Source organism: Nonomuraea maheshkhaliensis, assembly GCF_039529435.1.
GTDB classification, from domain to species: Bacteria; Actinomycetota; Actinomycetes; order Streptosporangiales; family Streptosporangiaceae; genus Nonomuraea; species Nonomuraea maheshkhaliensis.
The window spans coordinates 44,151-65,911 of the sequence record NZ_BAAAMU010000019.1 but is presented as its reverse complement, the minus strand read 5'-3'; the positions used below and the strand labels follow the sequence as shown (position 1 = coordinate 65,911).

20 protein-coding genes and 1 pseudogene are annotated in these 21,761 nt (G+C 71.5%); 11 read left to right on the top strand and 10 right to left on the bottom strand.

What is annotated here, in order from left to right; genetic code table 11:
• The 4 genes and pseudogenes from ABFX54_RS15500 to ABFX54_RS15485 all read left to right on the top strand — a co-directional run.
• The coding region (locus ABFX54_RS15500) for an ABC transporter permease (protein ID WP_346105373.1) at positions 1-1,032 on the top strand (1,032 nt) is incomplete at its 5' end.
• On the top strand, positions 1,029-1,910 hold the full coding sequence (locus ABFX54_RS15495; RefSeq protein WP_346105372.1) for an ABC transporter permease: 882 nt from the start codon (positions 1,029-1,031) through the stop codon (positions 1,908-1,910). The genes ABFX54_RS15500 and ABFX54_RS15495, both read left to right, overlap by 4 nt.
• A pseudogene (locus ABFX54_RS15490) lies at positions 1,907-2,896 on the top strand (ABC transporter ATP-binding protein); the annotation flags it as partial. The gene ABFX54_RS15495 and the pseudogene ABFX54_RS15490, both read left to right, overlap by 4 nt.
• A gap of 209 nt (positions 2,897-3,105) precedes the next feature.
• Positions 3,106-4,107: an ABC transporter ATP-binding protein gene (locus ABFX54_RS15485; RefSeq protein ID WP_346105368.1), complete on the top strand. Its 1,002-nt coding sequence runs from the start codon at positions 3,106-3,108 to the stop codon at positions 4,105-4,107.
• 196 nt (positions 4,108-4,303) lie between these two features.
• Here the strand turns inward: ABFX54_RS15485 and ABFX54_RS15480 are convergent, their stop codons facing one another.
• Together ABFX54_RS15480 and ABFX54_RS15475 are read right to left on the bottom strand one after the other, a co-directional pair.
• The gene (locus ABFX54_RS15480) at positions 4,304-4,951 is read right to left on the bottom strand and encodes a response regulator (RefSeq protein WP_346105367.1); all 648 of its coding nucleotides are present in this window, start codon (positions 4,949-4,951) and stop codon (positions 4,304-4,306) included.
• Positions 4,952-4,961: 10 nt separating this feature from the next.
• Entirely contained in the window at positions 4,962-6,098 is a 1,137-nt protein-coding gene (locus ABFX54_RS15475; protein WP_346105365.1) for a sensor histidine kinase, read from the bottom strand.
• A gap of 109 nt (positions 6,099-6,207) precedes the next feature.
• Here ABFX54_RS15475 and ABFX54_RS15470 point away from each other — a divergent pair, with 109 nt between their 5' ends.
• The gene (locus ABFX54_RS15470) at positions 6,208-7,326 is read left to right on the top strand and encodes an alpha/beta hydrolase family protein (RefSeq protein WP_346105364.1); all 1,119 of its coding nucleotides are present in this window, start codon (positions 6,208-6,210) and stop codon (positions 7,324-7,326) included.
• Between the two features lie 155 nt (positions 7,327-7,481).
• On the opposite strand, the gene ABFX54_RS15465 is transcribed toward ABFX54_RS15470, so the two are convergent.
• On the bottom strand, positions 7,482-8,657 hold the full coding sequence (locus tag ABFX54_RS15465; RefSeq protein ID WP_346105362.1) for an FAD-dependent monooxygenase: 1,176 nt from the start codon (positions 8,655-8,657) through the stop codon (positions 7,482-7,484).
• Between the two features lie 60 nt (positions 8,658-8,717).
• Between ABFX54_RS15465 and ABFX54_RS15460 the strand changes: the two genes are divergently transcribed.
• A complete protein-coding gene (locus ABFX54_RS15460; RefSeq protein ID WP_346105360.1) occupies positions 8,718-9,284 on the top strand; it encodes a TetR/AcrR family transcriptional regulator in 567 nt (188 codons plus the stop codon).
• Positions 9,285-9,316: 32 nt separating this feature from the next.
• Here ABFX54_RS15460 and ABFX54_RS15455 read toward each other — a convergent pair whose 3' ends face one another.
• A complete protein-coding gene (locus tag ABFX54_RS15455) occupies positions 9,317-9,955 on the bottom strand; it encodes a maleylpyruvate isomerase N-terminal domain-containing protein (RefSeq protein ID WP_346105359.1) in 639 nt (212 codons plus the stop codon).
• A gap of 167 nt (positions 9,956-10,122) precedes the next feature.
• A complete protein-coding gene (locus ABFX54_RS15450) occupies positions 10,123-10,851 on the bottom strand; it encodes a nucleotidyltransferase domain-containing protein (protein WP_346105358.1) in 729 nt (242 codons plus the stop codon).
• A gap of 10 nt (positions 10,852-10,861) precedes the next feature.
• Here ABFX54_RS15450 and ABFX54_RS15445 point away from each other — a divergent pair, with 10 nt between their 5' ends.
• The gene (locus ABFX54_RS15445) at positions 10,862-11,677 is read left to right on the top strand and encodes an SDR family NAD(P)-dependent oxidoreductase (RefSeq protein ID WP_346105356.1); all 816 of its coding nucleotides are present in this window, start codon (positions 10,862-10,864) and stop codon (positions 11,675-11,677) included.
• Here the strand turns inward: ABFX54_RS15445 and ABFX54_RS15440 are convergent.
• A complete protein-coding gene (locus ABFX54_RS15440) occupies positions 11,664-12,602 on the bottom strand; it encodes a ribose-phosphate diphosphokinase (protein WP_346105354.1) in 939 nt (312 codons plus the stop codon). The two genes, ABFX54_RS15445 and ABFX54_RS15440, sit on opposite strands and share 14 nt — an antisense overlap.
• Before the next feature lie 90 nt (positions 12,603-12,692).
• Entirely contained in the window at positions 12,693-13,319 is a 627-nt protein-coding gene (locus ABFX54_RS15435; protein ID WP_346105352.1) for an HAD family hydrolase, read from the bottom strand.
• Between the two features lie 131 nt (positions 13,320-13,450).
• Between ABFX54_RS15435 and ABFX54_RS15430 the strand changes: the two genes are divergently transcribed.
• Complete coding sequence (locus ABFX54_RS15430; RefSeq protein WP_346105351.1) at positions 13,451-15,250, top strand: alkyl/aryl-sulfatase; 1,800 nt, start codon at positions 13,451-13,453, stop codon at positions 15,248-15,250.
• An 11-nt stretch (positions 15,251-15,261) separates the two neighbouring features.
• Here the strand turns inward: ABFX54_RS15430 and ABFX54_RS15425 are convergent, their stop codons facing one another.
• Positions 15,262-15,750: a hypothetical protein gene (locus ABFX54_RS15425; RefSeq protein WP_346105350.1), complete on the bottom strand. Its 489-nt coding sequence runs from the start codon at positions 15,748-15,750 to the stop codon at positions 15,262-15,264.
• A gap of 20 nt (positions 15,751-15,770) precedes the next feature.
• Positions 15,771-17,189, bottom strand: a complete 1,419-nt coding sequence (locus ABFX54_RS15420; protein WP_346105348.1) for a purine-cytosine permease family protein — start codon at positions 17,187-17,189, stop codon at positions 15,771-15,773.
• A 272-nt stretch (positions 17,190-17,461) separates the two neighbouring features.
• On the opposite strand from ABFX54_RS15420, the gene ABFX54_RS15415 reads away from it, so the two are divergent.
• A complete protein-coding gene (locus tag ABFX54_RS15415; protein WP_346105346.1) occupies positions 17,462-18,850 on the top strand; it encodes an MFS transporter in 1,389 nt (462 codons plus the stop codon).
• Here the strand turns inward: ABFX54_RS15415 and ABFX54_RS15410 are convergent.
• Positions 18,839-19,834 (bottom strand): NAD-dependent epimerase/dehydratase family protein, encoded by a 996-nt coding sequence (locus ABFX54_RS15410; RefSeq protein ID WP_346105345.1) that lies wholly within the window; start codon positions 19,832-19,834, stop codon positions 18,839-18,841. The two genes, ABFX54_RS15415 and ABFX54_RS15410, sit on opposite strands and share 12 nt — an antisense overlap.
• 185 nt (positions 19,835-20,019) lie before the next feature.
• On the opposite strand from ABFX54_RS15410, the gene ABFX54_RS15405 reads away from it, so the two are divergent.
• Both ABFX54_RS15405 and ABFX54_RS15400 read left to right on the top strand, forming a co-directional pair.
• Positions 20,020-21,432 (top strand): sensor histidine kinase, encoded by a 1,413-nt coding sequence (locus ABFX54_RS15405; RefSeq protein WP_346105343.1) that lies wholly within the window; start codon positions 20,020-20,022, stop codon positions 21,430-21,432.
• Positions 21,433-21,442: 10 nt separating this feature from the next.
• The gene (locus ABFX54_RS15400) at positions 21,443-21,748 is read left to right on the top strand and encodes a MazG nucleotide pyrophosphohydrolase domain-containing protein (RefSeq protein WP_346105341.1); all 306 of its coding nucleotides are present in this window, start codon (positions 21,443-21,445) and stop codon (positions 21,746-21,748) included.
• Positions 21,749-21,761 lie beyond the last annotated feature (13 nt).

Genomic DNA, 21,761 nt, shown 5'->3' with positions numbered 1-21,761 from the left:
CCCGCCGCCGCCCAGCCGGCGGCGAGCGCCGGCGATGAGCGCCCCGCCTGGCGCGGCACCCTGCGGTACGCGCTGACCAAGGCCGGCGGGGCGCTGTTCAGCATCGCCATGGTGATCGTCGGCACGTTCTTCGTGTTCCGGCTGCTGCCCGGCGACCCCGTGCGCAACCTGGCCCAGGGCCGCAACATGACCCCGGCCCAGCTCGACCTCGAACGCCACCGGCTCGGCCTCGACCAGCCGCTGATCCAGCAGTTCTTCGACTTCGTCGGCGACACGCTCAGGCTCGACCTCGGCACGTCGTACGAGTACAAGCGGCCCGTCCTCGACCTGATCGGCGAGCGGCTCGGCCCGACGCTGCTGCTGGCCGGCACCGGCCTGGTGATCGCCGTCAGCCTCGGCATCTGGCAGGGCATCCGCGCCGGCTGGCGCCACGGCAGCCGCTTCGACCGCTTCTCCAGCGCCACGTCGCTGCTGCTCTGGTCGGTACCCACGTTCTGGCTCGGCCTGCTGCTCATGATGGTCTTCGGCGTCGGCGTCGGGCCCATCCCGGGCATCTTGCCCTTCCGCGGCATCGAGAGCGTGGACGCGCCCGACGGGTTCGCGTACGTGCTCGACGTGGCCTCCCACATGGTGCTGCCGTGCCTGACGCTGGTCGCCGTGGTCTACGCGCAGTACCTGCTCGTCATGCGCTCCTCGCTGGTCGAGGAGATCAGCCAGGACTACGTCACCGTGGCCCGCGCCAAGGGACTGCGCGACGACGACGTACGCCGGCGGCACGCCGTGCCGAACGCCCTGCTGCCCACGGTGACGCTCGTGTTCATGCGCATCGGCTTCGTGGTCGGCGGCGCGGTCACCGTCGAGACGATCTACACCTGGCCCGGTCTCGGGCAGCTGTTCTACGAGGCGGTCAGTGTGCCCGACTTCACGCTCATGCAAGGGACGTTCATGCTGATCACGGTGGCCGTCATCGTGATGAACACGCTGGCCGACGTGGCGTACCACATTCTCGACCCGAGGGTGAGGTCGGCGTGACCAGTGTCGCCGCGGCCCGCAGGAAACTGGCGCTCAGCCGGTTCTGGGCCGAATACCGCCGCAACCGCGCCGGAGTGGCCGGCCTCGTCATCCTCGTCGCCGCCGTGCTGCTCGCGCTGATCGCCCCGCTGTTCATCGGCGAAGAGGTGACCAGCGTGGTCAAGAGCGTCGGCCCGAAGTTCGCGCCCCCGAGCCTCAGTGAGCCGTTCGGCACCGACGAGTCGGGCCGCTCCATCCTGCTCATGGTGTGGTGGGGCTCGCGCACGTCCCTGCTCATCGGCTTCCTGGCCGCGCTGCTCAGCATCGTGATCGGCCTGGTGCTCGGCGTGGCCGCCGGACACTTCCGCGGCTGGGCGGGCGCCGCCCTGATGCGGGTGACCGACTGGTTCCTCGTGCTCCCTTCGCTGGTCACCGCCCTCGTGCTGGCGGCCATCCTGGGCGGCAGCACCTGGACGATCATCATGGCCATCGGCATCACCACCTGGCCGTCCACCGCCCGCCTGATCAGGGCGCAGACGCTCGCCGTGGAGGCCAGGCCGTACATCGAGCGCTCCAAGGCGCTCGGCGGCGGCCACTGGCACATCACCACCCGCCACGTCCTGCCGAACGTGGCGCCGCTGCTGCTGGCCAGCACCACGCTGGAGGTGGCCAGTGCCATCGTGACCGAGTCCACCCTCGCCTTCCTCGGCGCCAGCTCCAACCGCACGTCCTGGGGCACCATGCTGCGGGCCTCGTACGACTTCGGTGCGGCCACGCAGGGCGCGTGGTGGTACATCCTCATCCCCGGCCTGGCCATCCTCGCCGTCGTCATGGCGTTCACCCTGGTCGGGCGGGCGCTGGAGGCGGTGCTGAACCCCAGGCTCAGGAGGGCCGCGTGACCGAGCGAAGCGACACGACTGCGAGCCTGCTCGAACTCGACGACCTGTCAGTGACCTACCGCATCGCCTCGGGCGAGGTGCCCGCCGTACGCGGAGTGTCGCTGACCCTCGACTCCGGAGCGGCACTCGGAGTCGCCGGCGAGTCGGGATCCGGCAAATCGACGCTGGCCATGGCGCTGCTCCGGCTCCTGCCCCGGGACGCGCGCGTCGGCGGCCGGATCCTGCTCGACGGCGAGGACGTGCTGGCCATGAAGTGGGGCCGCATGCGCGCCGTACGGTGGGCCGAGGCGTCCATCGTCTTCCAGGGCGCCCAGCACGGCCTCAACCCGGTGCGCAGGATCGGCGACCAGATCGCCGAACCGCTGCTCGTCCACGGCCTGGCCAAGCCCGACGCCGCCCGCAAGCGCGTGGCCGAACTGCTCGACCAGGTCGGCCTGCCCGCCTGGCGGGCGCGCAGCTACCCGCACGAACTGTCCGGCGGGCAGCGGCAGCGCGTCATGATCGCGATGGCCCTGGCCTGCTCGCCGCGCCTGATCATCGCCGACGAGCCGACCACCGCGCTCGACGTGATGGTGCAGGCCCAGGTGCTCAGCCTGATCAAGGAACTGATCGCCGAGCACGGCATCTCCCTGATCATGATCTCGCACGACCTGTCGGTGCTGGCCGACGTCTGCGACCGGCTCGCGGTCATGTACGCCGGCCGCGTCGTCGAACACGGCCCGTCGGCCGAGGTCTTCCACCAGGCCGCACACCCCTACAGCCGGGCCCTGGCGGCGGCGTTCCCGACCGTGGGCGACCCGGTGTCGCGGATGGCGCCCAAGGGGCTCGGGGGTGACCCGCCCGACCCGATGCAGTTGCCCGGGGGGTGCTCGTTCCATCCGCGCTGCCCCATGGCCCTGGACGAATGCTCGACCCTGGACGTCCAGCTGTGGCCGGCGGGTCCGGGGCGGGCCGCGGCCTGCGTACATGTCCGACCGGCGGGTCCGCCGGACGCAGGAACGCCCGAAGAGGCCGGCACCTCGGCCGTCGAGGAGGAGAACACCCCCAACGTGCCTCCAGCCGGTGAGGACGGCCCCCTGGACATCGGGCCGGACAGCACCCCGGACACAGGAGGAGACAGCACTCAGGGCACGCCGCCTCCTTCGAACGACGCGAAGGACGAACGAGACGACCTCAGGGCGAAGAAGGAGGTCTCATGACCGAGACGCAGACCGCCGACGAGGCGGTCGCGACCACGCGGCCGACCCTGCTGGAGGCCCGCGACCTGCATGTCGAGTTCTCCTCCCGAGGCCGGCGGGCCCGTGCCGTGGACGGTGTGAACCTCGCCATCGGCGCGGGCGAGATCGTCGCCCTCGTCGGCGAGTCCGGCTGCGGCAAGACCACGCTCGCCCGCACGCTGCTCGGCCTCGAACGCCCCACCTCCGGCGAGGTCCGCTACGACGGCGACGTCCTGGACTACGGCTCCAAGGCGCTCAAGGCGTACCGCAGGCAGGTGCAGCTCGTCCTCCAGGACCCGACCGGCTCGCTCAACCCCCGGCACACGGTGTACGAGGCCGTCGCCGAGGGCGCGCGCATCCACGGCCTGCCGGACGAGCAGGACGTCGTGACCACCGCCCTGTCCAGGGCGGGGCTGCGACCGCCCGACCGCTTCTTCCTGCGTTACCCGCACGAGCTGTCCGGCGGGCAGCGCCAGCGCGTGGTGATCGCCGGAGCGCTGGCCCTGAACCCGAAGGTGCTCATCGCCGACGAGCCCGTGGCCTCGCTGGACGCCTCCGTACGGGGCGAGATCCTGGCCCTGCTGCTCAAACTCCGCGCCGACCTGGGCCTCTCGGCACTGGTCGTCACCCATGACCTGGGCCTGGCCTGGAACATCGCCGACCGCGTGGCCGTGATGTACCTGGGCAGGATCGTCGAGTCGGGGCCGGTGGAGCAGGTGCTGACCGCGCCACGGCACCCGTACACGCAGGCCCTGATGTCGGTGCTGCCCGAGTCGCCCGAGCGGGTCGTGCTGACCGGCGGGCCGCCGGACCCGTCCAGGATCCCCGGCGGCTGCCGCTTCCACGCCCGCTGCCAGGTCCTCGCCTCCGGCAAGGCGGCCGAGGCCGGGGTGGACGCCCGCTGCCGCACCGAACCCCTGCCCATCCTCCCCAGCATCCCCGACGCCCAAGCAGCCTGCTACTACGCCAACGCCACCTGAGCCGGCCGTTCCAGCGCCGCGGCGCCCGGGCCGGTGGGGGGACGACGCCCTTGCCCGGCTCGGGGCCGGCGACCGGACGGCACCCGTGTCCGTCTCCGGCACCGGTGGCTGACCTGAACCCCTGCCCGTGCCCGGCGCCGGCGGGCCGATGACCCGTCTGCCCGGCCCCGTGCCGGTGGGCGGATGATGCCGTTGTTCAGGCCAGGTCGGCGTCGTGGACCAGGATGGCGGCCTGGACCCGGTTGGCCAGGCCCAGCTTGGCCAGCACGCGGCTGACGTGGGCCTTCACCGTGGCCTCCGTCAGGCGCAGCTCGCGGCCGATCTCGGCGTTGGACAGGCCGCGGGCCAGGGCCCTGATCACGTCCTCCTCACGCCCGGTGAGCCCGGCTAGCTGCTTGCGGGCAGCCTGCGCCCGGGAGGGGGCGCGGTCGGCGTAGGAGGAGATCAGCCGCTTGGTCACCGACGGGGAGAGCATGGCCTGACCCCCGGCCACCGCCCGGACGGCGGAGGCCAGCTCTCTGGGCGGCGTGTCCTTGAGCAGGAAGCCGACCGCACCCAGCCGCAGCGCCTCATGCACGTATTCGTCCAGGTCGAACGTGGTCAGCATGATCAGCTTGGGTGGCTGGGATTCCGCGAGAAGATGCCGTGCGGCGGTCAGGCCGTCCATGACCGGCATGCGTACGTCCATCAGCACCACCTCGGGCCGCAGCCGCCGCACCGCCGAGACGGCCTCGGCCCCGTCACGTGCCTCACCGGCGATCGCGATGTCACCCGACGCCTCCAGAATCAGCCGCAACCCGGACCGCACCAGCTCCTCGTCATCCACGAGCAGAACCCTGATCACCCGCACCCTCTCACCGTGAGCTCGTTTCCCTGGCCGGGAGCCTGGCGCTCACCAGGAAGCCGCCGCCGTCGTCCGCGCTGGTGCGCAGGGTGCCGCCGAGCAGTTCGACCCGTTCGCGCAGCCCCACCAGGCCCCAGCCCGCGCCGGGCACGTCATCACGGGGCGCGTGCGGCGCCTGGTTGCGGACCTCGACCTCCAACTGCCCCGTGCCGTAGCGGATGAGGATGTCGGTGCCGGCGTTTCCGGCGTGTTTGTGCACGTTGGTGAGGGCTTCCTGGATCACGCGGTACGCCGTCCGCTCCACGGTCGCCTCCACCGGTCGCGGCTCGCCCTCGTCGTGCCTGGTCACCGTGATGCCCAGGGCGCGGGACTGGTCGAGCAGCCGGTCGAGGTCGCCGAGCGTGGGCGGCGGGCGTACGTCGGCGTCGAGCGCCTCCTGCCGGGGTGAGCGCAGCACGCCGAGCACGTCGCGCAGGTTGGTCAGGGCCTCCCTGCCGATCCCGCCGATCAGGGCGGCGGCCCGCGCGGTCTCCTCGTCGGACGTGCGCACCTCCAGGGCCCCGGCGTGCAGCACGATCAGCGACACCCGGTGGGCCACCACGTCGTGCATCTCCCTGGCGATCCTGGCCCGTTCCTGAGTCCTGGCCTGCTCGGCCCGCATGACCTGCTCGCGTTCGAGCCGTTCCGCCCGCTCCTTGGCGGCCTCCAGCACCTCGTGCCTGGCCCGCGCCCACAGGCCGGCGACCAGCGGCAGGCCCATCACGGCCAGCGCCGTGAGCAGGGCGTTGCCCAGGGTCGCGGTCATCATCTCGCGCAGGCCGCCGAGCCACCCGCCGGCCAGCGCGGAGACGCCGCACACCGCCACGCAGCCGCCGCCGTAGGCGAGCAGGCCGCGTCTGCTCAGCGTGCGGCCGGCGTGGAAGGAGGCCACCATCAGCGGCGGCCACATCACGAGCCAGACGTACGTGACGGCGCCCACGACGGCCAGCGGCCACCAGGAGCGCCGGGCGTGCCAGGCGGTCACGCCCGCGACGGCCGCGACCGCGACGAGCACCGGGAGCGGCAGGCTCGACGGCACCCCGACCTGCCCGTGCAGGGTGAGGAGCGAGGCCGCGAAGACTCCGGCGCCGAGCAGAACGAACCGCATGGTCACAGGGTATGGGCAGGGCCGGAGGTGGCATTACGACGAAAGTAGTAAGAGGTGGTCGACCTTCGGGGCGTCCGCGATGGCGTCCCTCCCGGCCAGTGTTGAGCTCATGCGTAGAACTCTCACCGTGACCACCGTGACGACGCTGTGGCTGAGCGTCCTCGGCATCACCACCCAGGCACAGGCCGCGACCGCCGTGCTCGCCGGAACCGCCGGCCCGGCCAAGGCAGCGCGCCTCGCTCTGCCCGCGCCGACAGGCAAGCGGCCCGTCGGTACGACCGCCCTCCACCTGGTCGACAAGAGCCGCCCCGACCCGTGGAACCCCGAGGCGAAGGAGCGGGAGCTGCTGGTCTCGCTCTGGTACCCGGCCGAGAAGGCCACCGGCAAGCGGGCCCCCTACATGACCACGGCCGAGTCGCAGGCCGTACTGAAGGACTATCCCGTGGCGGAGAAGGACGCCCTGGCCAAGGTCAGGACGCACGCCAGGGTCGGCGCTACACCGCTGGGCGGGCGGCGGCCGCTGGTCGTGATGTCGCCGGGGTTCAGCTTCCCCCGCGCCACCCTGACCTCGCTGGCCGAAGACTTCGCCAGCAGGGGCTACCTGGTCGCGGCCATCGAGCACACGTACGAGTCGGTCGGCACCACGTTCCCCGACGGCCGCACGACCTCCTGCCTGGCCTGCGTGAAGGGCCAGGACAACGGGAAGGTGGCGGCGAGCCGGGTGAAGGACGTACGGTTCGTGCTGGATCGCCTGGTCGAGGGCCGGTGGGGCAGGGCGATCGACCGGTCGAGGATCGCCATGGTGGGTCATTCGATCGGCGGGTACGCCGCCGCCCAGACCATGCTCGCCGAGCCCAGGATCAAGGCCGGCGTCAACCTGGACGGCTCGTTCGAGCTCGCCGAGCCGATCAAGCGCCCGTTCATGCTGGTCGGGACGGCCACCGGGCACACGCCGGAGGACGAGAAGTGGCGGCAGGCGTGGGCCCACCTGACCGGCTGGAAGCGGTGGATCACGGTTGACGGCACCGACCACTCGGCGTTCGTCGACTACGCCGTGCTGAGGCCGGCTCTGGGGCTGCCGGCGCAGGAGCTCGACGGCGCGCGAGCACTGGAGATCACCCGCGCGCACCTGGCGGGCTTCCTCGACCTGCACCTGAGGGGCGAACGGACCCCGGTCAAGAAGTATCCGGAGGTCACCGATCACACGCGCGACGTGTCAGCGCACTGAAGGAAACCACAGCTGTCCCGGTCCCAGGCGGAAGAGGCACGGTGTCGTCGGCGGCCGACCGAGTGAAGCCGCCGGTGCCCCGGTCACGCGCGGAACGCGTCGGGGTTCTCGGCGGCCCACTGGGCGAAGCTGCGCGCATACCAGGACGAAACGCTTCATTCCGCATAGGGCTTGAGCGAGATGGCGTTCGCCGCCCGCGCGATCGGGCCGGTGATCCGTTCGATCATCCGGTCCCTGCCGGGCAGGTGCGGCAGCAGGCGCATCATCCTCAGCTGGAACCACAGGGCCGCCCGCGACCCGCTGACCATGCCCTTGATGTTCGTGGGCCCCAGCGCCTGGTTCGCCTCGACGAACGGCCGCAGCTCGCGCTCGTACCCCTCCAGCCCGCCGTCCCCGCTCAGCTCGCCCGCCAGCACGTACGCCCCCACGAGCGCCAGGCTCGTCCCCTGCCCCGAGGCCGGCGAGGCGCAGTAGCCCGCGTCGCCGACCAGCACGACCCGCCCCCGCGACCAGCGGTCCATGTGGATCTGACTGACCGAGTCGAAGTAGAAGTCGTCGGCCTCGCGCACGTCCTCCAGCAGCGCGGGCACCCGCCAGCCGACCCCGTCCATGGCCCGCGCCAGCAGATCCTTCTGCCCGGCGACGTCCCTGTGGTCGTAACGCAGCGGCTCGGACGACCACATGAACAGCGCCTTGGCGCTGCGGTCGCGCCGCGTGCTGTAGACGTTCGCGGTCCGGCCGACGGTAGCGTGCACGGCCTCCTCGCGGTCCAGGCCCAGGGAGTTGGGCACGGTGCAGATCGAGATGTAGTGACCGAGGTCACGGGTGAAGCCCGGCTCGTCGCCGAACGCGATCCGCCTGGTGGCGGAGTGCATGCCGTCGGCTCCGACGACCAGGTCGAACCGGCGCGGGCCCGCCTGCTCGAACGTCACCGTGCCGTCCTCGGCGATGCCGGTGATCGAGTCGCCGAAGACGTACTCGACGTCGTCGCGGGTCAGGTCGTACAGGAGCTCGTTGAGGTCGCCGCGCATGATCTCCAGGTCCTCGCCCGTACGCCCGCCGAACAGGTCGGCATCCAGCGTGCACACGACCCGGCCCTTGGCGTCGTACGTGGTGGCGACGCGCATGTCGGTGCTCCTGTCGCGGACCGCGTCCAGTAAGCCCATGCGCTCGACGACCGTGAGCGCCGCGCCTCGGATGTCCACCTTGTAGCCGCCTGTACGGATCGCGGAGGCGCGCTCGACCACCGTGACCATGTGTCCGTGCCGCCGCAGCCAGTACGCCGTCGCGCTGCCCGCGATGCCCGCGCCCGAGATGAGAATGTTCGTCATGGCCACGACGGTACATCTGTCTGAGACAAGTGTCTAGTACAAACGTGTTAGACTGTGAGCATGGGAAACAGGGAAGATCTGCTGGCCGGGGCGAAGCGGTGCCTGATCGAGAAGGGTTACTCGCGCACGACGGCGCGCGACATCGCCGCCGCCTCTGGCGTGAGTCTGGCGGCCATCGGCTACCACTTCAGGTCGAAGGAGGCGCTGATGAACGAGGCGCTGTTCCAGGCGATGCAGGAGTGGGGCGACGAGCTGGCGGCGACCCTGTCCGCCGACGTCAAGGCGGACGCCACGCCGCTGGAGCGGTTCGAGGCGGCATGGGATCGCGTGGTGGAGTCGTTCACGCGGCTGCGGCCGTTGTGGGTGACGCAGTTCGAGCTGCTCGGGCAGATCGACCACGTGCCGGAGGTGCGCGAGCAGCTCGTACGCGGCATCAAGGAGGCGCGGCTCGGGCTCGCGGAGCTGTTCGAAGGGGTGCCGCAGGGCACCGACCCCGAGCGCGAGCGCCTCACCGGCACGCTCTACCAGGCCATGCTGACGGGCTTCCTGTCGCAGTGGCTGCTCGACCCGGACAGCGCACTGTCCGGGCGCGAGGTGACCGCCGCCCTGCGCCTGGTCGCGGGCTGAGCCCTAAAAAGGGGCAGAAGGACTGAAAAGGGTCAGAAGGCGCTGATGGTGGCCGGGGCGCGTTCGGCGCGGCTCAGCGTGCGGATGACCGCCGTCGCCCCATGACGGTGTACGGCCAGGCGCGCCAGCAGCTCGACCACCGGATCGATCACCGACGTGGGCAGCTCGGGGGTCTCCAGGCCGACGCTGGCCGCCAGGTCGTCGGAGTGCACGACCAGCTCGACCAGCCGGGTCAGCAGCAGGTCGTCCAGCCGCAGCGACCACCCCGCCCAGGGCAGGTGCACGACGCGGTCGGCGGGTTCGGCGGCCAGGGCCGCGCTGAGCATCTCCAGCAGCGCCTGCGCCCGCTCGACCAGCACCGCGGGCCCGGCCGCCGCCGACGCCTCGCCGCCACGCCGGATGCTCAGGTTGCTCTCATGGTCGAGCCCCGCCTGCACCCACGGCGAGCGGGTGAAGTGCTCGATGAGCGCGATCGGCTCCTGGACCTGGTCGTTCGGCTGCAGCACGTCCGCGACCCTGACCAGTTGGTGAGCCAGATGCCCGGCCAGCCCGGCGACGCTGAACTCGACGAGCGCGCTCGGCTTGTCCCATGACGCGGCCACGGCCGGGTCGCGCAGGAGCGACACCGCCGACGCCGCGGCCACCAGATAGGACTGCCTGCTTTCCCCCATTTGCCGCCCTCTCCCGGGTTTCAGGTGGTGATGTGCGATGACACTATGCACCTAACAAACCGGCCGCGCATTGCCATCCTGCCTGATGAGACAGCTCTCACCCCGGGGATCTCAGGCGGGGGATCTCAGGCGGGAGATGTCAGTCGGGAGATCTCAGGCAGCGGATCTCAGGCGAGGGCCCGCCTGATCGCGGACCTGACGAACGCCCGCGCCAGCCGCGCCCTCCTGAACCGGCTGAGCACCGGCCGCTGCGTGCCGTACCGGCGGGCGCGGATGTCGGCCACCACCGTCTCGGGCGCCCCCAGCTCGGCCAGCACGTCGAACGCCTCCCGCTTGCTGATCAGCCGCCCCTCCCGCAGCGTGACCGTGGCCCTGGCGACCGTCAGCATGCCTAAGTCCACCCAGATGTCCTTCAGCCAGCGCCGCCGCTGCTGCGCCTTGACCAGCCAGAAGTCCCGCAGGTCCGTACGGATGAACCGGGTCAGCTCCTCGTCCGACACCGGCGGCAGCAGCCCGTCGGGCGGCGGCCCGTACAGCACCCTGGCCCCTTCGTGCAGCTCGCGCCGCGTGACAGCGGTGACCGGACGGCGGAAGATCTCCCCGAACGCCCACGTGATGTGCTCGGCCGACAGGTCCTCAAGCTCCTGCCTGGCCATGTACGAGCAGTGCAGGTGCTCGGCCAGCGGCAGGCGGAGCCGGCGGTGCACGGCCTTGATCCGGCGCCAGTGCTCCATCGTCGCGGGGGTGTCGGTGATCGCGATCAGGTCGAGGTCGCTGCGCCCCGGCTGGTAGTCACCGCCCGCGAGCGAGCCGTGAGCCCAGAGCGCGACCAGGGGGACGGCCGATTCGACACCCTCCTGAAAATCTTTGAGCAGTCGTTCGGTGGCTGCGTGCATGATGGCAACTATGATCGATTCCAGGCTCGGAGGGAAGGTAGCGCTGATCACCGGCGCCAATCACGGCATCGGCGCCGCCACCGCGGTGGCGCTGGCCGCGCAGGGCGTCGCGGTCTTCCTCACCTACAAGCGGCTGGCCCCGTCCAACGTGCCGGCCTATCCCGCCGCCTACGACCAGCAGCGGGCCGCCGGCGCCGACGAGGTGGTGCGGCGCATCAGGGCGGCTGGCGGCTCGGCCGAGGCGGCCGAGGCCGACCTGGCCGACCCGCGGACCCCGCAGGTGCTGTTCGACCTGGCCGAGAAGGCGTTCGGCCCGGTGGAGATCCTGGTCAACAACGCCAGCGGCTGGCTCGGCGACACGTTCACGCCGGCCGGGCGCGACGACTTCGGCCGCCCCCTGCGCGTGGTGGACGCGGAGACGTACGACCGGCAGTTCGCGGTGGACGCGCGGGCCCCCGCGCTGCTGATCGCCGAGTTCACCCGTCGGCACCTGGCGCGCGGCGCGAGCTGGGGCCGCGTCATCGGGCTGACCTCGGGCGGCCCCGACGGCTTCCCGACCGAGGTCTCCTACGGCGCGGCCAAGGCCGCCCAGGAGAACTACACCATGTCGGCCGCGCACGAGCTCGGCCGGTACGGCATCACGGCCAACATGGTCTACCCGCCCGTCACCGACACCGGCTGGATCAACGATGAGGTGGAGCGCGCGGTCGCCGCCTCCAGCGTGCTGCGTGACATCGCCCAGCCCGAGGACGTGGCCGAGGTGATCACGTTCCTGGCCTCGCATCAGGGGCGCAGGGTGACGGGGCAGCGGCTCAGGATGTACTGAACAGGGCGCTCACCGACTCGCCGTCGTGGATCCGGCGCATGGCCTCGGCCAGGGCGGGCGCGATCGACAGGACGGTGAGCTTGTCACTGGGCTTGGGCGGCGGCACGGTGTTGGTGCAGACGATCTCCTCGACCTCGGGCAGCTCGCTCAGCCGCTCGATCGCCTCGCCGGCGAACAGGCCGTGGGTGCACGCGACGCGCACGGACCTGACCCGCTGCTCGCGCAGGCGGTTGAGCAGCTCGATGACCGTGCTGCCCTTGGCGATCTCGTCGTCGAGGACGATCACGTCCCTGCCCGTCACCTCGCCGATCACCGAGCTGATCACCACGCGGTCGTCGCTGAAGCGCTGCTTGGCGCCCATCGCGACGCCGGTGCCGAGCAGGCGGGCGAAGTGGGCGGCCTCCTTGGCGTTGCCGAGGTCGGGGGAGACCACGACCGTGTTGGACAGGTCGTAGCGGCGGAAGTGCCTGGCCAGCTCGCGCAGCGCGTGCAGGTGGTCCACGGGGACGCTGAAGAAGCCGTGCACCTGCGGTGAGTGCAACGTCATGGCCAGCACCCGGTTGGCGCCCGCGGCCACCATCAGATCGGCCACCAGCCGCGCCCCGATCGAGATGCGCGGAGCGTCCTTCTTGTCGCTGCGGGCGTAGGCGTAATGCGGCATCACCACGGTGGTCCTGGCCGCGGAGGCGCCACGGGCGGCGTCGAGCATGAGCAGCAGCTCGACCAGGTGCTCCTGGACGGGCGGCACGAGCGGCTGGATGAGGAACACGTCGCGTTCGCGGCAGTTGGCCTGGAGCTGCACTTCGATGACGTCGTTGGCGAATCGGTTGAGCTGGACGGGATGCAGAGGGGTGCCCAGGTGGGCGCAGATCTCCTCGGCCAGTTCGGGATGTGCACTGCCGGAAAAAACGGTGATGTCTCGCACGATTCCGTAATCGTAGTCACAGGATCGACGTTCTCCGAGGCGGCCGCCTACGGGCGTGTCACGACAGCGCGGCGGCACGCGTACGGGCGGCTACGACAGCGCCTCCGGGGTGAGCGCGTCGAGGTCGGGCAGCACACGCCAGGCCAGGGCGAGCGCGTCGGGCGCGGGCGGGTAGCGGGGGTGCGGTACGGCGATCACGCGCATCCCGGCGGCGTGCGCCGAGCGCAGCCCGTTGCTCGAATCCTCGACCGCCACGCAGCCGCCGGGATCGGCCCCGATCCGGCGGGCCGCCTCCAGGTAGCCGTCGGGTGCGGGCTTGCCGCGCGGCACCTCCTCGGTGGAGACGGTGGCGGCGAAGCACCCCGTCAGCCCGGCCGCGTCGAGCACCACGTCGATCAGCCGCCGCGGTGACGAGCTGGCCAGCCCCAGCGTGGTCCGCTCCGCCAGGCGTCGCACCGCCTCGACGGCGCCGGGCATCAGCGGCACCTCGTCCCGGTAACGCGCGGCCATCTGGTCGACCACCCCGCGGGCGATCTCGCCGGGCGGCAGGTCCACGCCCAGTTCGTGCAGGTACGCGGCCCACTCGGGGGTGCTCATCCCCATCAGCCTGGACTGCGTGTCGGGCTGCCAGGCGCCGCCGTGGCCGGCGACGAAGCCCCGCCGTACCTCCTCCCACACCGGCTCGGAGTCGACCAGCACGCCATCGAGATCGAACACGCACGCTTCCATGGACGACAAGCCAATCACACGGCCGGAGCCGGCTCCCCCTCGACCGGCGCTGTCCTTATTGTCCATGATTAGGGGTTTTGTTGAGCTATGTCGGCTGAATTCAGGGCATGCGGCAGGGCATGGCAGACCTTCCCTTCCACGACAGAGGCGACTTCGAGGACGCCGACCGCGGCTTCCTCGCCAAGCTCAGCCCCGCGGTGATCAAAACGGTGGACGGCCGGGTCGTGTGGGACAACGACTCCTACGACTTCCTCCAGGAGGACTGCCCCGCCACGGCCCACCCCAGCCTCTGGCGGCACGGCAAGCTCTGCGCGAAACAGGGCCTGTACGAGGTGACCGAGGGCATCTACCAGGTACGCGGCCTGGACCTGTCCAACATGACGCTGGCCGAGGGCGAAAACGGCGTCATCGTCATCGACCCGCTCATCTCCACCGAGTGCGCCGCCGCCGCGCTCAAGCTCTACCGCGCCCACCGCGGCGGCCGCCCCGTGACCGGCGTCGTCTACACCCACGCCCACGCCGACCACTACGGCGGCGTACGCGGCGTCACCACTGGCGGGGTGCCGATCCTGGCCCCGGCCGGCTTCATGCGGCACGCGGTGACCGAGAACGTCTACGCCGGCCCGGCCATGACCCGCCGCGCCGCGTACATGTACGGCCCCGCCCTGCCCCGCTCCCCGGAGGGCCAGATCGGCGCGGGCCAGGGCCTGACCGCCTCGACCGGCACCATGTCGCTCATCCCGCCCACCGTCGAGATCGCGCGTACGGGCCAGGAGGAGACGATCGACGGCGTCAGGATGATCTTCCAGCTCACGCCGGGCGCCGAGGCCCCGGCCGAGATGAACTTCCTCCTCCCCGCCCGCCGCGCCCTCTGCCTGGCCGAGAACGCCACCCACAACCAGCACAACGTGCTGCCCCTGCGCGGCGCCGCCACTCGCGACGCCCGCGCCTGGGCGCGTTACCTGGGCGAGGCCCTGTCCATGTTCGCCGGCCTGGCCGACGTGGCCTTCGCCTCCCACCACTGGCCCACCTGGGGCGCCGAGCGCATCGAACGTTTCCTGTCCCAGCAGCGGGACATGTACGCCTACCTGCACGACCAGACCCTGCGCCTGCTCAACAAGGGCCTGACGGCGGCCGAGATCGCCGAGACCGTACGGATGCCGCCCGAGCTGGAGCAGGTCTGGCACACCCACGGCTACTCCGGCTCGGTCAGCCACAACGTCAAGGCCATCTACCAGCGCTACCTGGGCTGGTTCGACGGCAACCCCGCGCACCTGTGGGAGCACCCGCCGAGGGAGAGCGCGATCCGGTACGTCGAGTGCATGGGCGGCGGCGCGGCCGTGGTCGCCTACGCCAGGCGTTACATCGACGAGAACGACCTGCGCTTCGCCGCCCAGCTCCTCAACCACGCCGTCTTCGCCGACGAGGGCAACAAGGAGGCCAGGGACCTGCTGGCCGAGGTCTACACCCGGCTCGGCCACGGCGCCGAGAACGCGACCTGGCGCAACTTCTACCTCATGGGCGCCCTGGAGCTGTCGGACGGCATCGCGCCCACCCTCATGGAGACGGCCTCGGCCGACTTCTTCAACGCGCTGACCGTGGAGCAGATCTTCGACTCGATCGCCATTCGGGTGGACGGTCCCAAAGCCTGGCACGAGCGGCTGAACATCGACTGGCACCTGATCGACCTGGGGGAGCGCCATCGTACGACGCTGTCCAACGGCGTGCTGATCCAGCAGTTCGACCCGCCGGGAGAGAGTGCGGAGCTGACGTTGCGGCTGACCAAGGCCCAGCTCGTCGGGCTGCTGTCGGGCAAGGGGGTGGAGGGCATCGAACGCGAGGGGGACGCGACGGTGTTGCAGCGGCTGGTGGCCGTACTGGACCGGCCGCTGCCCGACTTCGCCATCGTGACAGCCTGATGGGAGCGGGCTCAGGACGGTCGTTCGTGGGCGGTGCTCATGGCCTCGCAGGCGAGCGCGAGCAGCGTCACCACGACCGCCGCCACGCCCGGACCGACCAGGAGCGGCATGGTCAGCTCGCCCGCGTGCCAGGCCGCCGCGATGATCGCCGAGGAGGTCAGCACCGTCACGCCGAACATGGCCGCCCACAGCGGCAGCACCCGCAGGTAGGCGAAGAGCAGCGGGAACGCCAGCCACACGAACGGCGCCGCCGCCACGGCCAGCACCGCCCACCCGGCGGTCACCAGCCCCAGCCACACGTGCGCGAGCCGTACGTACCCGGAGCCCTCCCGGCGCCGGAACGCGGGCGCGGCGGCGTACACGAGGCCGAGCAGCGCGCCCGCGGCCGCCACCGCCGCGCGCTCCTCGCGCAGCATGGTGATCACGGCCATCGCCAGCAGCCCACCGGCGGTGGCATGCACCGCCCACCGCAGCAGTCGCAACGGAACGTCCATCATCAACTACCAAGGGTAACGGACGTTCAGGCGTGCGCGTCCCCTCGGCGACGGCCGCCGACGGCGGTGATCGCGAAGTAGAGCAGCCCGGCCAGCACCAGCGCGATCACCACGCCGATGTTCGCGCTGCCGAACGTGCCGCCCTTCAACTCCTCGCTCATCAGGAAGCCGACCACCCTGGCGATGTACGGATCGGCCGACACGATGAGCCCGAGCCCCACGATCGACGCCACGACCAGCGACACCAGCCCCGCGCCGTTGAGCGCCGGCGCGCCCTGCCGCAGCAGCCGTTCGTCGTACGACGCGCCGCCCGCCCGCAGCCGCCACATGTCCACCAGGAAGATCGCCACCCAGGCCGCCATCACCACGCCCGCGATGGCGAGGAACGCCTGGAACGTGGCCAGGAAGCTGGTGGAGACGAACAGCAGGTAGTAGCCGCCCAGCACCATCAGCACCCCGTCGATCAGCACCGCGTAGTGCCGCCTGACGGGCACGCCCAGCGCCAGCATCGACAGCCCGGACGAGTAGATGTCCATGATCGCCCCGGCCAGGAACCCGCCGATGGCGGTCAGCAGGTATGGCAGCAGGAACCAGGTGGGCAACGCCTCGGCCAGCGCCGCCACCGGGTTGGCGCCCGCCGCCTCGGCCAGCTTCGGATCGCCCCCGGCCAGCAGCACGCCGAACACCAGCAGCACCATCGGCGGCAGCGCGCCCCCGAGCATCGTCCACAGGGCCACCGAGCGCGGCCTGGAGCTCGCCGGCAGGTAGCGCGAGTAGTCGGCGCCGCAGTTGACCCAGCCCAGACCGAGCAGGGTCATGGCGAAGATGACCCCGCCCACCCAGCCGCCGGGCCCGGCCGTGGTCTCCAGCGAGCCGCCCAGCCTGGGCGCCATGAGGGCCATGTAGACGACCGTGAGCACGACGAACACGTACGTCAGGTAGCGCTGGACCACCATGATCATCGCGTGGCCGTACACGCCGACGACGATCACGACCAGGGCGGCGACCACGAAGCACACGGCGGTGGTCGTGGTGGCCGGGATGCCGGGCGCGAGCCGCCGCAGGATCTCCGCGCCGCTCTGCGCCGCGAGCGTGACCAGCACGATCTCCCAGCCGACGTTGGAGATGTACGAGAACATCGTGGGCAGCTTGTTGCCCTGGTAGCCGAACGGCGCGCGTCCCAGCGTCATGGTCGGCACGCCCGAGCGGGCGCCGCCGATGGCCACCAGGCCGACCAGCAGGAACGACAGCGCGTACCCGATCGCGCCCGTGACGATCGCGGGCACCACGCCGAGTTGCAGGCCGACGATGTAGACGCCGAAGGCCACGCCGAAGAGTGACAGGTTGGAGCCCGCCCAGGGCCAGAACAGGTCCCTCGGCCGGCCGCGCCGCTCGCCCTCGGGGACCGCGTTGATGCCGTTCTGCTCGACCGCCATCGTTCCCATGATCGGACGTTACCCGCGTGCGGGGGCTGCGGGCAAAGAAATCATCGCTCAAAGATATTTCCGGATTTGTCGGGAATTATGAGCGCAGGGGGTGCAGGGGGTGCAGGGGGTACAGCCGCCGGAGAGGCGCTTGAAGGGGCTTGCCCCGCGGGGCCGCCTGGGACCGATACCTGACGGGGTGTCCGCGGGAGTCGCCTGAGCCGGACATCTAAGAGGCACCCTTGAGGGGACGCCTGGGGGGTGCCTTGAGGGGGTTGCCTGAGGGGGTGATCGTGGCGCCGGATACGCGACGGCGCGCACTGGCCGTCTGCCTCGTGGCCGCGTTCATGACGGGGCTCGACGTGAGCATCGTCAACGTCGCGCTGCCGTCGATCCGCGACGGGCTGCACGCCACGGACGACGGCCTGCAGTGGACGGTCTCCGGGTACGCGCTCACGTTCGGCCTCCTGCTGGTCCCGGCCGGGCGGCTCGGCGACGCCAGGAGCCGCCGGACGATCTTCATGTGGGGCGTGACGCTCTTCACCCTCTCCAGTGCCGCCTGCGGCCTGGCCGGCAGCATGAACGTGCTGATCGCGGCGCGGCTGATCCAGGGCATGGCGGCCGGGATGATGAACCCGCAGGTCTCCGGCATGATCCAGCAGATGTTCCAGGGGTACGAGCGGGGCCGGGCCTTCGGCGCGCTCGGCGCCACCATCGGCGTGGCCACCGCCGCCGGGCCGCTGATCGGGGGCGCGCTGGTGACCGCCTTCGGCGCCGATCACGGCTGGCGGTGGGTGTTCCTGGTGAACCTGCCGATCGGGCTCGTGCTGCTGCCGCTGGCCTGGAGGCTGCTCCCGAGGCAGCAACTGGTGCACTGGCGGTCGGAGAGCATGGACCCGGTGGGCGTGCTGCTGCTCGGGATCGGCGTGGCGGGGCTGCTGCTGCCGTTCATCCAGCGGCACCAGTGGGAGGGCGACGCCAAGTGGCTGCTGGTGCCGGCCGCGCTGGTGGTGCTGGCCGGCTTCGTGATCTGGGAACGGCACTACCGCCGTGAGCCGCTGATCACCCTGGCGCTCTTCCGCAAGCGCTCCTACACCTTGGGCTCGACGATCGCGCTGTTCTATTTCGCCGGTTTCACCGGCATCTTCTTCATCTTCACGCTGTACCTGCAGAGCGGGCATGGCTACAGCCCGCTGCTGGCCGGGCTGGCGATCACCCCGTTCGCGCTCGGCTCGGCCTCGGCGGCCGTGGTCGGGGGCCACCTGGTGGGGCGGCTGGGGCGGCGGCTGGTGGTCATCGGGCTGTCGATGGTGATCGCCGGGCTGCTCGCCACGATGGCGGCCACCGCGCTGGTGCCGGGACAGGCGACGGGGCTGGCGACCGCGCTGCCCCTGCTGTTCGCGGGCATGGGCAGCGGCTTGGTCATCTCGCCCAACCAGGCCATCTCGCTGTCGGAGGTGCCGCCCGAGGGTGGCGGGAGCGCGGCGGGGGTGCTGCAGACCGGGCAGCGCCTGGGGTCGGCCTTCGGGATCGCGGCGGCGGGCACGACGTTCTTCGGCTCGCTTGGTCAGGGGTGGGCGACGGCGTTCAGGCACGGGCTGGTCGTGGTGACGATCTCGGTCGCCATCGCCCTGTCCGCCGCCCTCTACGACCTCTTCCGCACCTCCCGCTCACCCACCTGAAGCCCATCCTCCGAGCAGCTTGGCCTCCACCGCCGGGTCGAGGCCCACGGCCGGGCGGTCGGGTCGCATGGGAGCCTTCCCGCCGATGCTCCGCAACCAGGCCCACGTGTCGGCGACGGTCTCCTCGACCGGCCTGACCTCCAGCCCGGCCGCCACCGCCTTGCCGACGTCGCCTCCGTACATGAAGTCGTAGCCCTCGCCCGTCAGCCAGAGCGGCAGCTCGGTCCACTGCCGCACCCCGGCCGCCAGTAACCGCTCGCCCTCGACCCAGCGCAGCTCGGCCCCCGCCCCGGTCACCCGCGCACAGATCTCCAGCAGCTCCCGCATCGTGGTGAACCCCGGCGGGCTCACCACGTTGAACGCCCCGCCGACGCCCCGTGCGGCCGCCCGCAGGCACCAGCCGGCCAGGTCACGAGCGTCGATGTACTGCAGCCCCGCCTCCGCCGGGCCGGGTGCGAGCACAGGCCCGCCCCTGGCCATCCGGCTCAGCCACCACGGCAGTCGCCCGACGTTCTCGTACGGCCCGAGGATCAGCCCCGCCCTGGCCAGCAGCGCCCGATCGCCGAACGCGGCCACGGCCCCCAGCTCGGCCCCCGCCTTGTTGCGCGCGTAGTCGCCGTCACCGTCGCCGGCCGAGGCGGCCACCACGGGCGCGCTCTCGCCGGCCCCGAACGGCACGGGATCGGCGTAGACCGACCGGCTGGAGACGTAGACGTAACGGCCGGCCCGCTCGGCCAGCAGCGCGGCCGTGTCTCTGACCGCGACGGGCGCCCACGACCAGGTGTCGACCACGACGTCCCACTCACCGCGCTCCAGCGCGGCCAGCCCGCCGGGAGCCGACCGGTCGCCGTGCAGCGCCGTCACCCCCGCGGGCGGAGCGTGGCTGCCCCGGTTGAAGACCGTGACCTCCCACCCCATGGCCACGGCCTCCTCGACGACCGCCCGCCCCACGAACTCCGTACCGCCCAGCACCAGGACCTTCATGACCCTCACCCTGCCCGCCGCGGCCCGAGGGCGGAACCCGTGCACGCCGTCAGCGGAATCGCCCGGAGCGGAATGTACGGAGAGTATCCGCCGCGCGCTCAGCCTCCGGCGAAACCCCATGTTGCGAAGCCTCGCGACGGGTAAAGGTCACACACAGTGATGCTGTGTGGAGGGTGGGATGGGATGTGCGGCTGTTTCCCCGCTCGATCCGGGCACGCCTGACCACGTTGGCGGTCCTGGTGGCGGGCGTCGTCCTCATCGGTTCGGCCCTCCTCACGCTCGGCATCGTGCCCGACAGCCTGCGCGGCGTCGTCCACGGCCGGGTCGAGCTGGCCGTACGCCGGGTCGCCATCGAGGCCCGCGACGGAAACCTGCCCCCGCAGCTTGAGCCGCCGGCCCGCGTACCACTGCTCCGGGTGGTCGCGGACGGCGGCCGGGTGGTCGCGAGCAGCCCTTCGTTCCCCGAGGCGGCGCGCGTCACGGCGGCGCTGCGGCCACGCATGTTCGACCGGGTCGAGACCACCAGGATCGAGCTGACCAGGCACGAGGAGGACGCCGAGACCAACCACCTGGTCAAGGCCATGCGGGTGCGCACCCCCGACGGCCCCGTCACCGTGTACGGGGCCTCCTCCCTCGCCGACGTGGAGCGCGGCCTGCTGGTGATCCATCTCATGGTGTTCGCCGGCATCCCGCTCATCCTGGCGCTGATCGGCGGCATCACCTGGGCCGCGGTCAGGGGCGCCCTGCGCCCGGTCGAGCGCGTCAGGGCCGAGCTGGCCGAGATCACCGGGCGTGACCTGAGCAGGCGCGTCCCCGTACCCGCGACCGGCGACGAGATCGCCGGGCTGGCCGTCACCACCAACCACACCCTCGACCGCCTCGAACGCTCGGCCGAGACCCAGCGCCGCTTCGTCGCCGACGCCTCGCACGAGCTGCGCAGCCCGGTCTCGGCCCTGCGCGCCCAGCTGGAGGTGGCCGGCGCCTATCCCGGCGAGACCGACTGGCCGGTCGCCGGTGCGCGCGCCCTGGCCGCCGCCGACCGTCTCACCGGCATCATCGACGAGCTGCTGATGCTGGCCAAGCTCGACGCGGGTGCGATCGTCCATCGTGAGGTGGTGGACATGTGCGCGCTGGTCACCGACCAGGTACGCCGCCGCGAAGGCGGAAAGATCCCCGTTCATCCGCAGCTCTGCGAGGAGGCCCCGGTCTTCGGCTCGTCGCTCCAGCTCGACCGGCTCCTGACCAACCTGCTCGACAACGCCGCCCGGCACGCCGCGACCCGCATCGACGTCGAGGTGACGGTACGGGAGGACCGGGTGGTGCTGACGGTGACCGACGACGGCGACGGCATCGCGCCGCAGGACAGGGAGAGGGTGTTCGAGCGGTTCACCCGGCTGGAGGCGGCCAGGGCGAAGGACAAGGGCGGCAGCGGCCTCGGCCTGCCCCTGTCGAGGGAGATCGCCGCCGCGCACAAGGGCACCCTCACCGTCGCCGACCACGAGCCCGGCGCCCGCTTCGTCGCCGTCCTGCCGCTGTATCAAGCTGAGCGCCGTTCGTCCTGCCCCGAGCCCGGCGGACCGGCGCCGCATCGGGCCTAGACTCGGCGAAATGGATCTGCGTGAGCTCGCCGACGAGATCGAGCCGATCTCGGCCCGCTACGCGAGCAGCATCGGGGTCGAGCGCGACGACGCCTGGTTCCTGCTCAAGCTGCAGGAGGAGGTGGGTGAGCTGACGCAGGCGTTCCTCATGCTCACCGGCCGGGCCAGGACCAAGGGCCGCACCGAGGCGGAACGCGACGCCGACTTCCGCGCCGAGCTGGCCGACGTGCTGTGTCACGTGGTCCTCCTGGCCCGCCGGCACGGCGTGGACCTGGAGGCGGAGATCGAGCGCAAGTGGCTGGTCTGGAAAGGGTGAGGGCCCGCCCCCT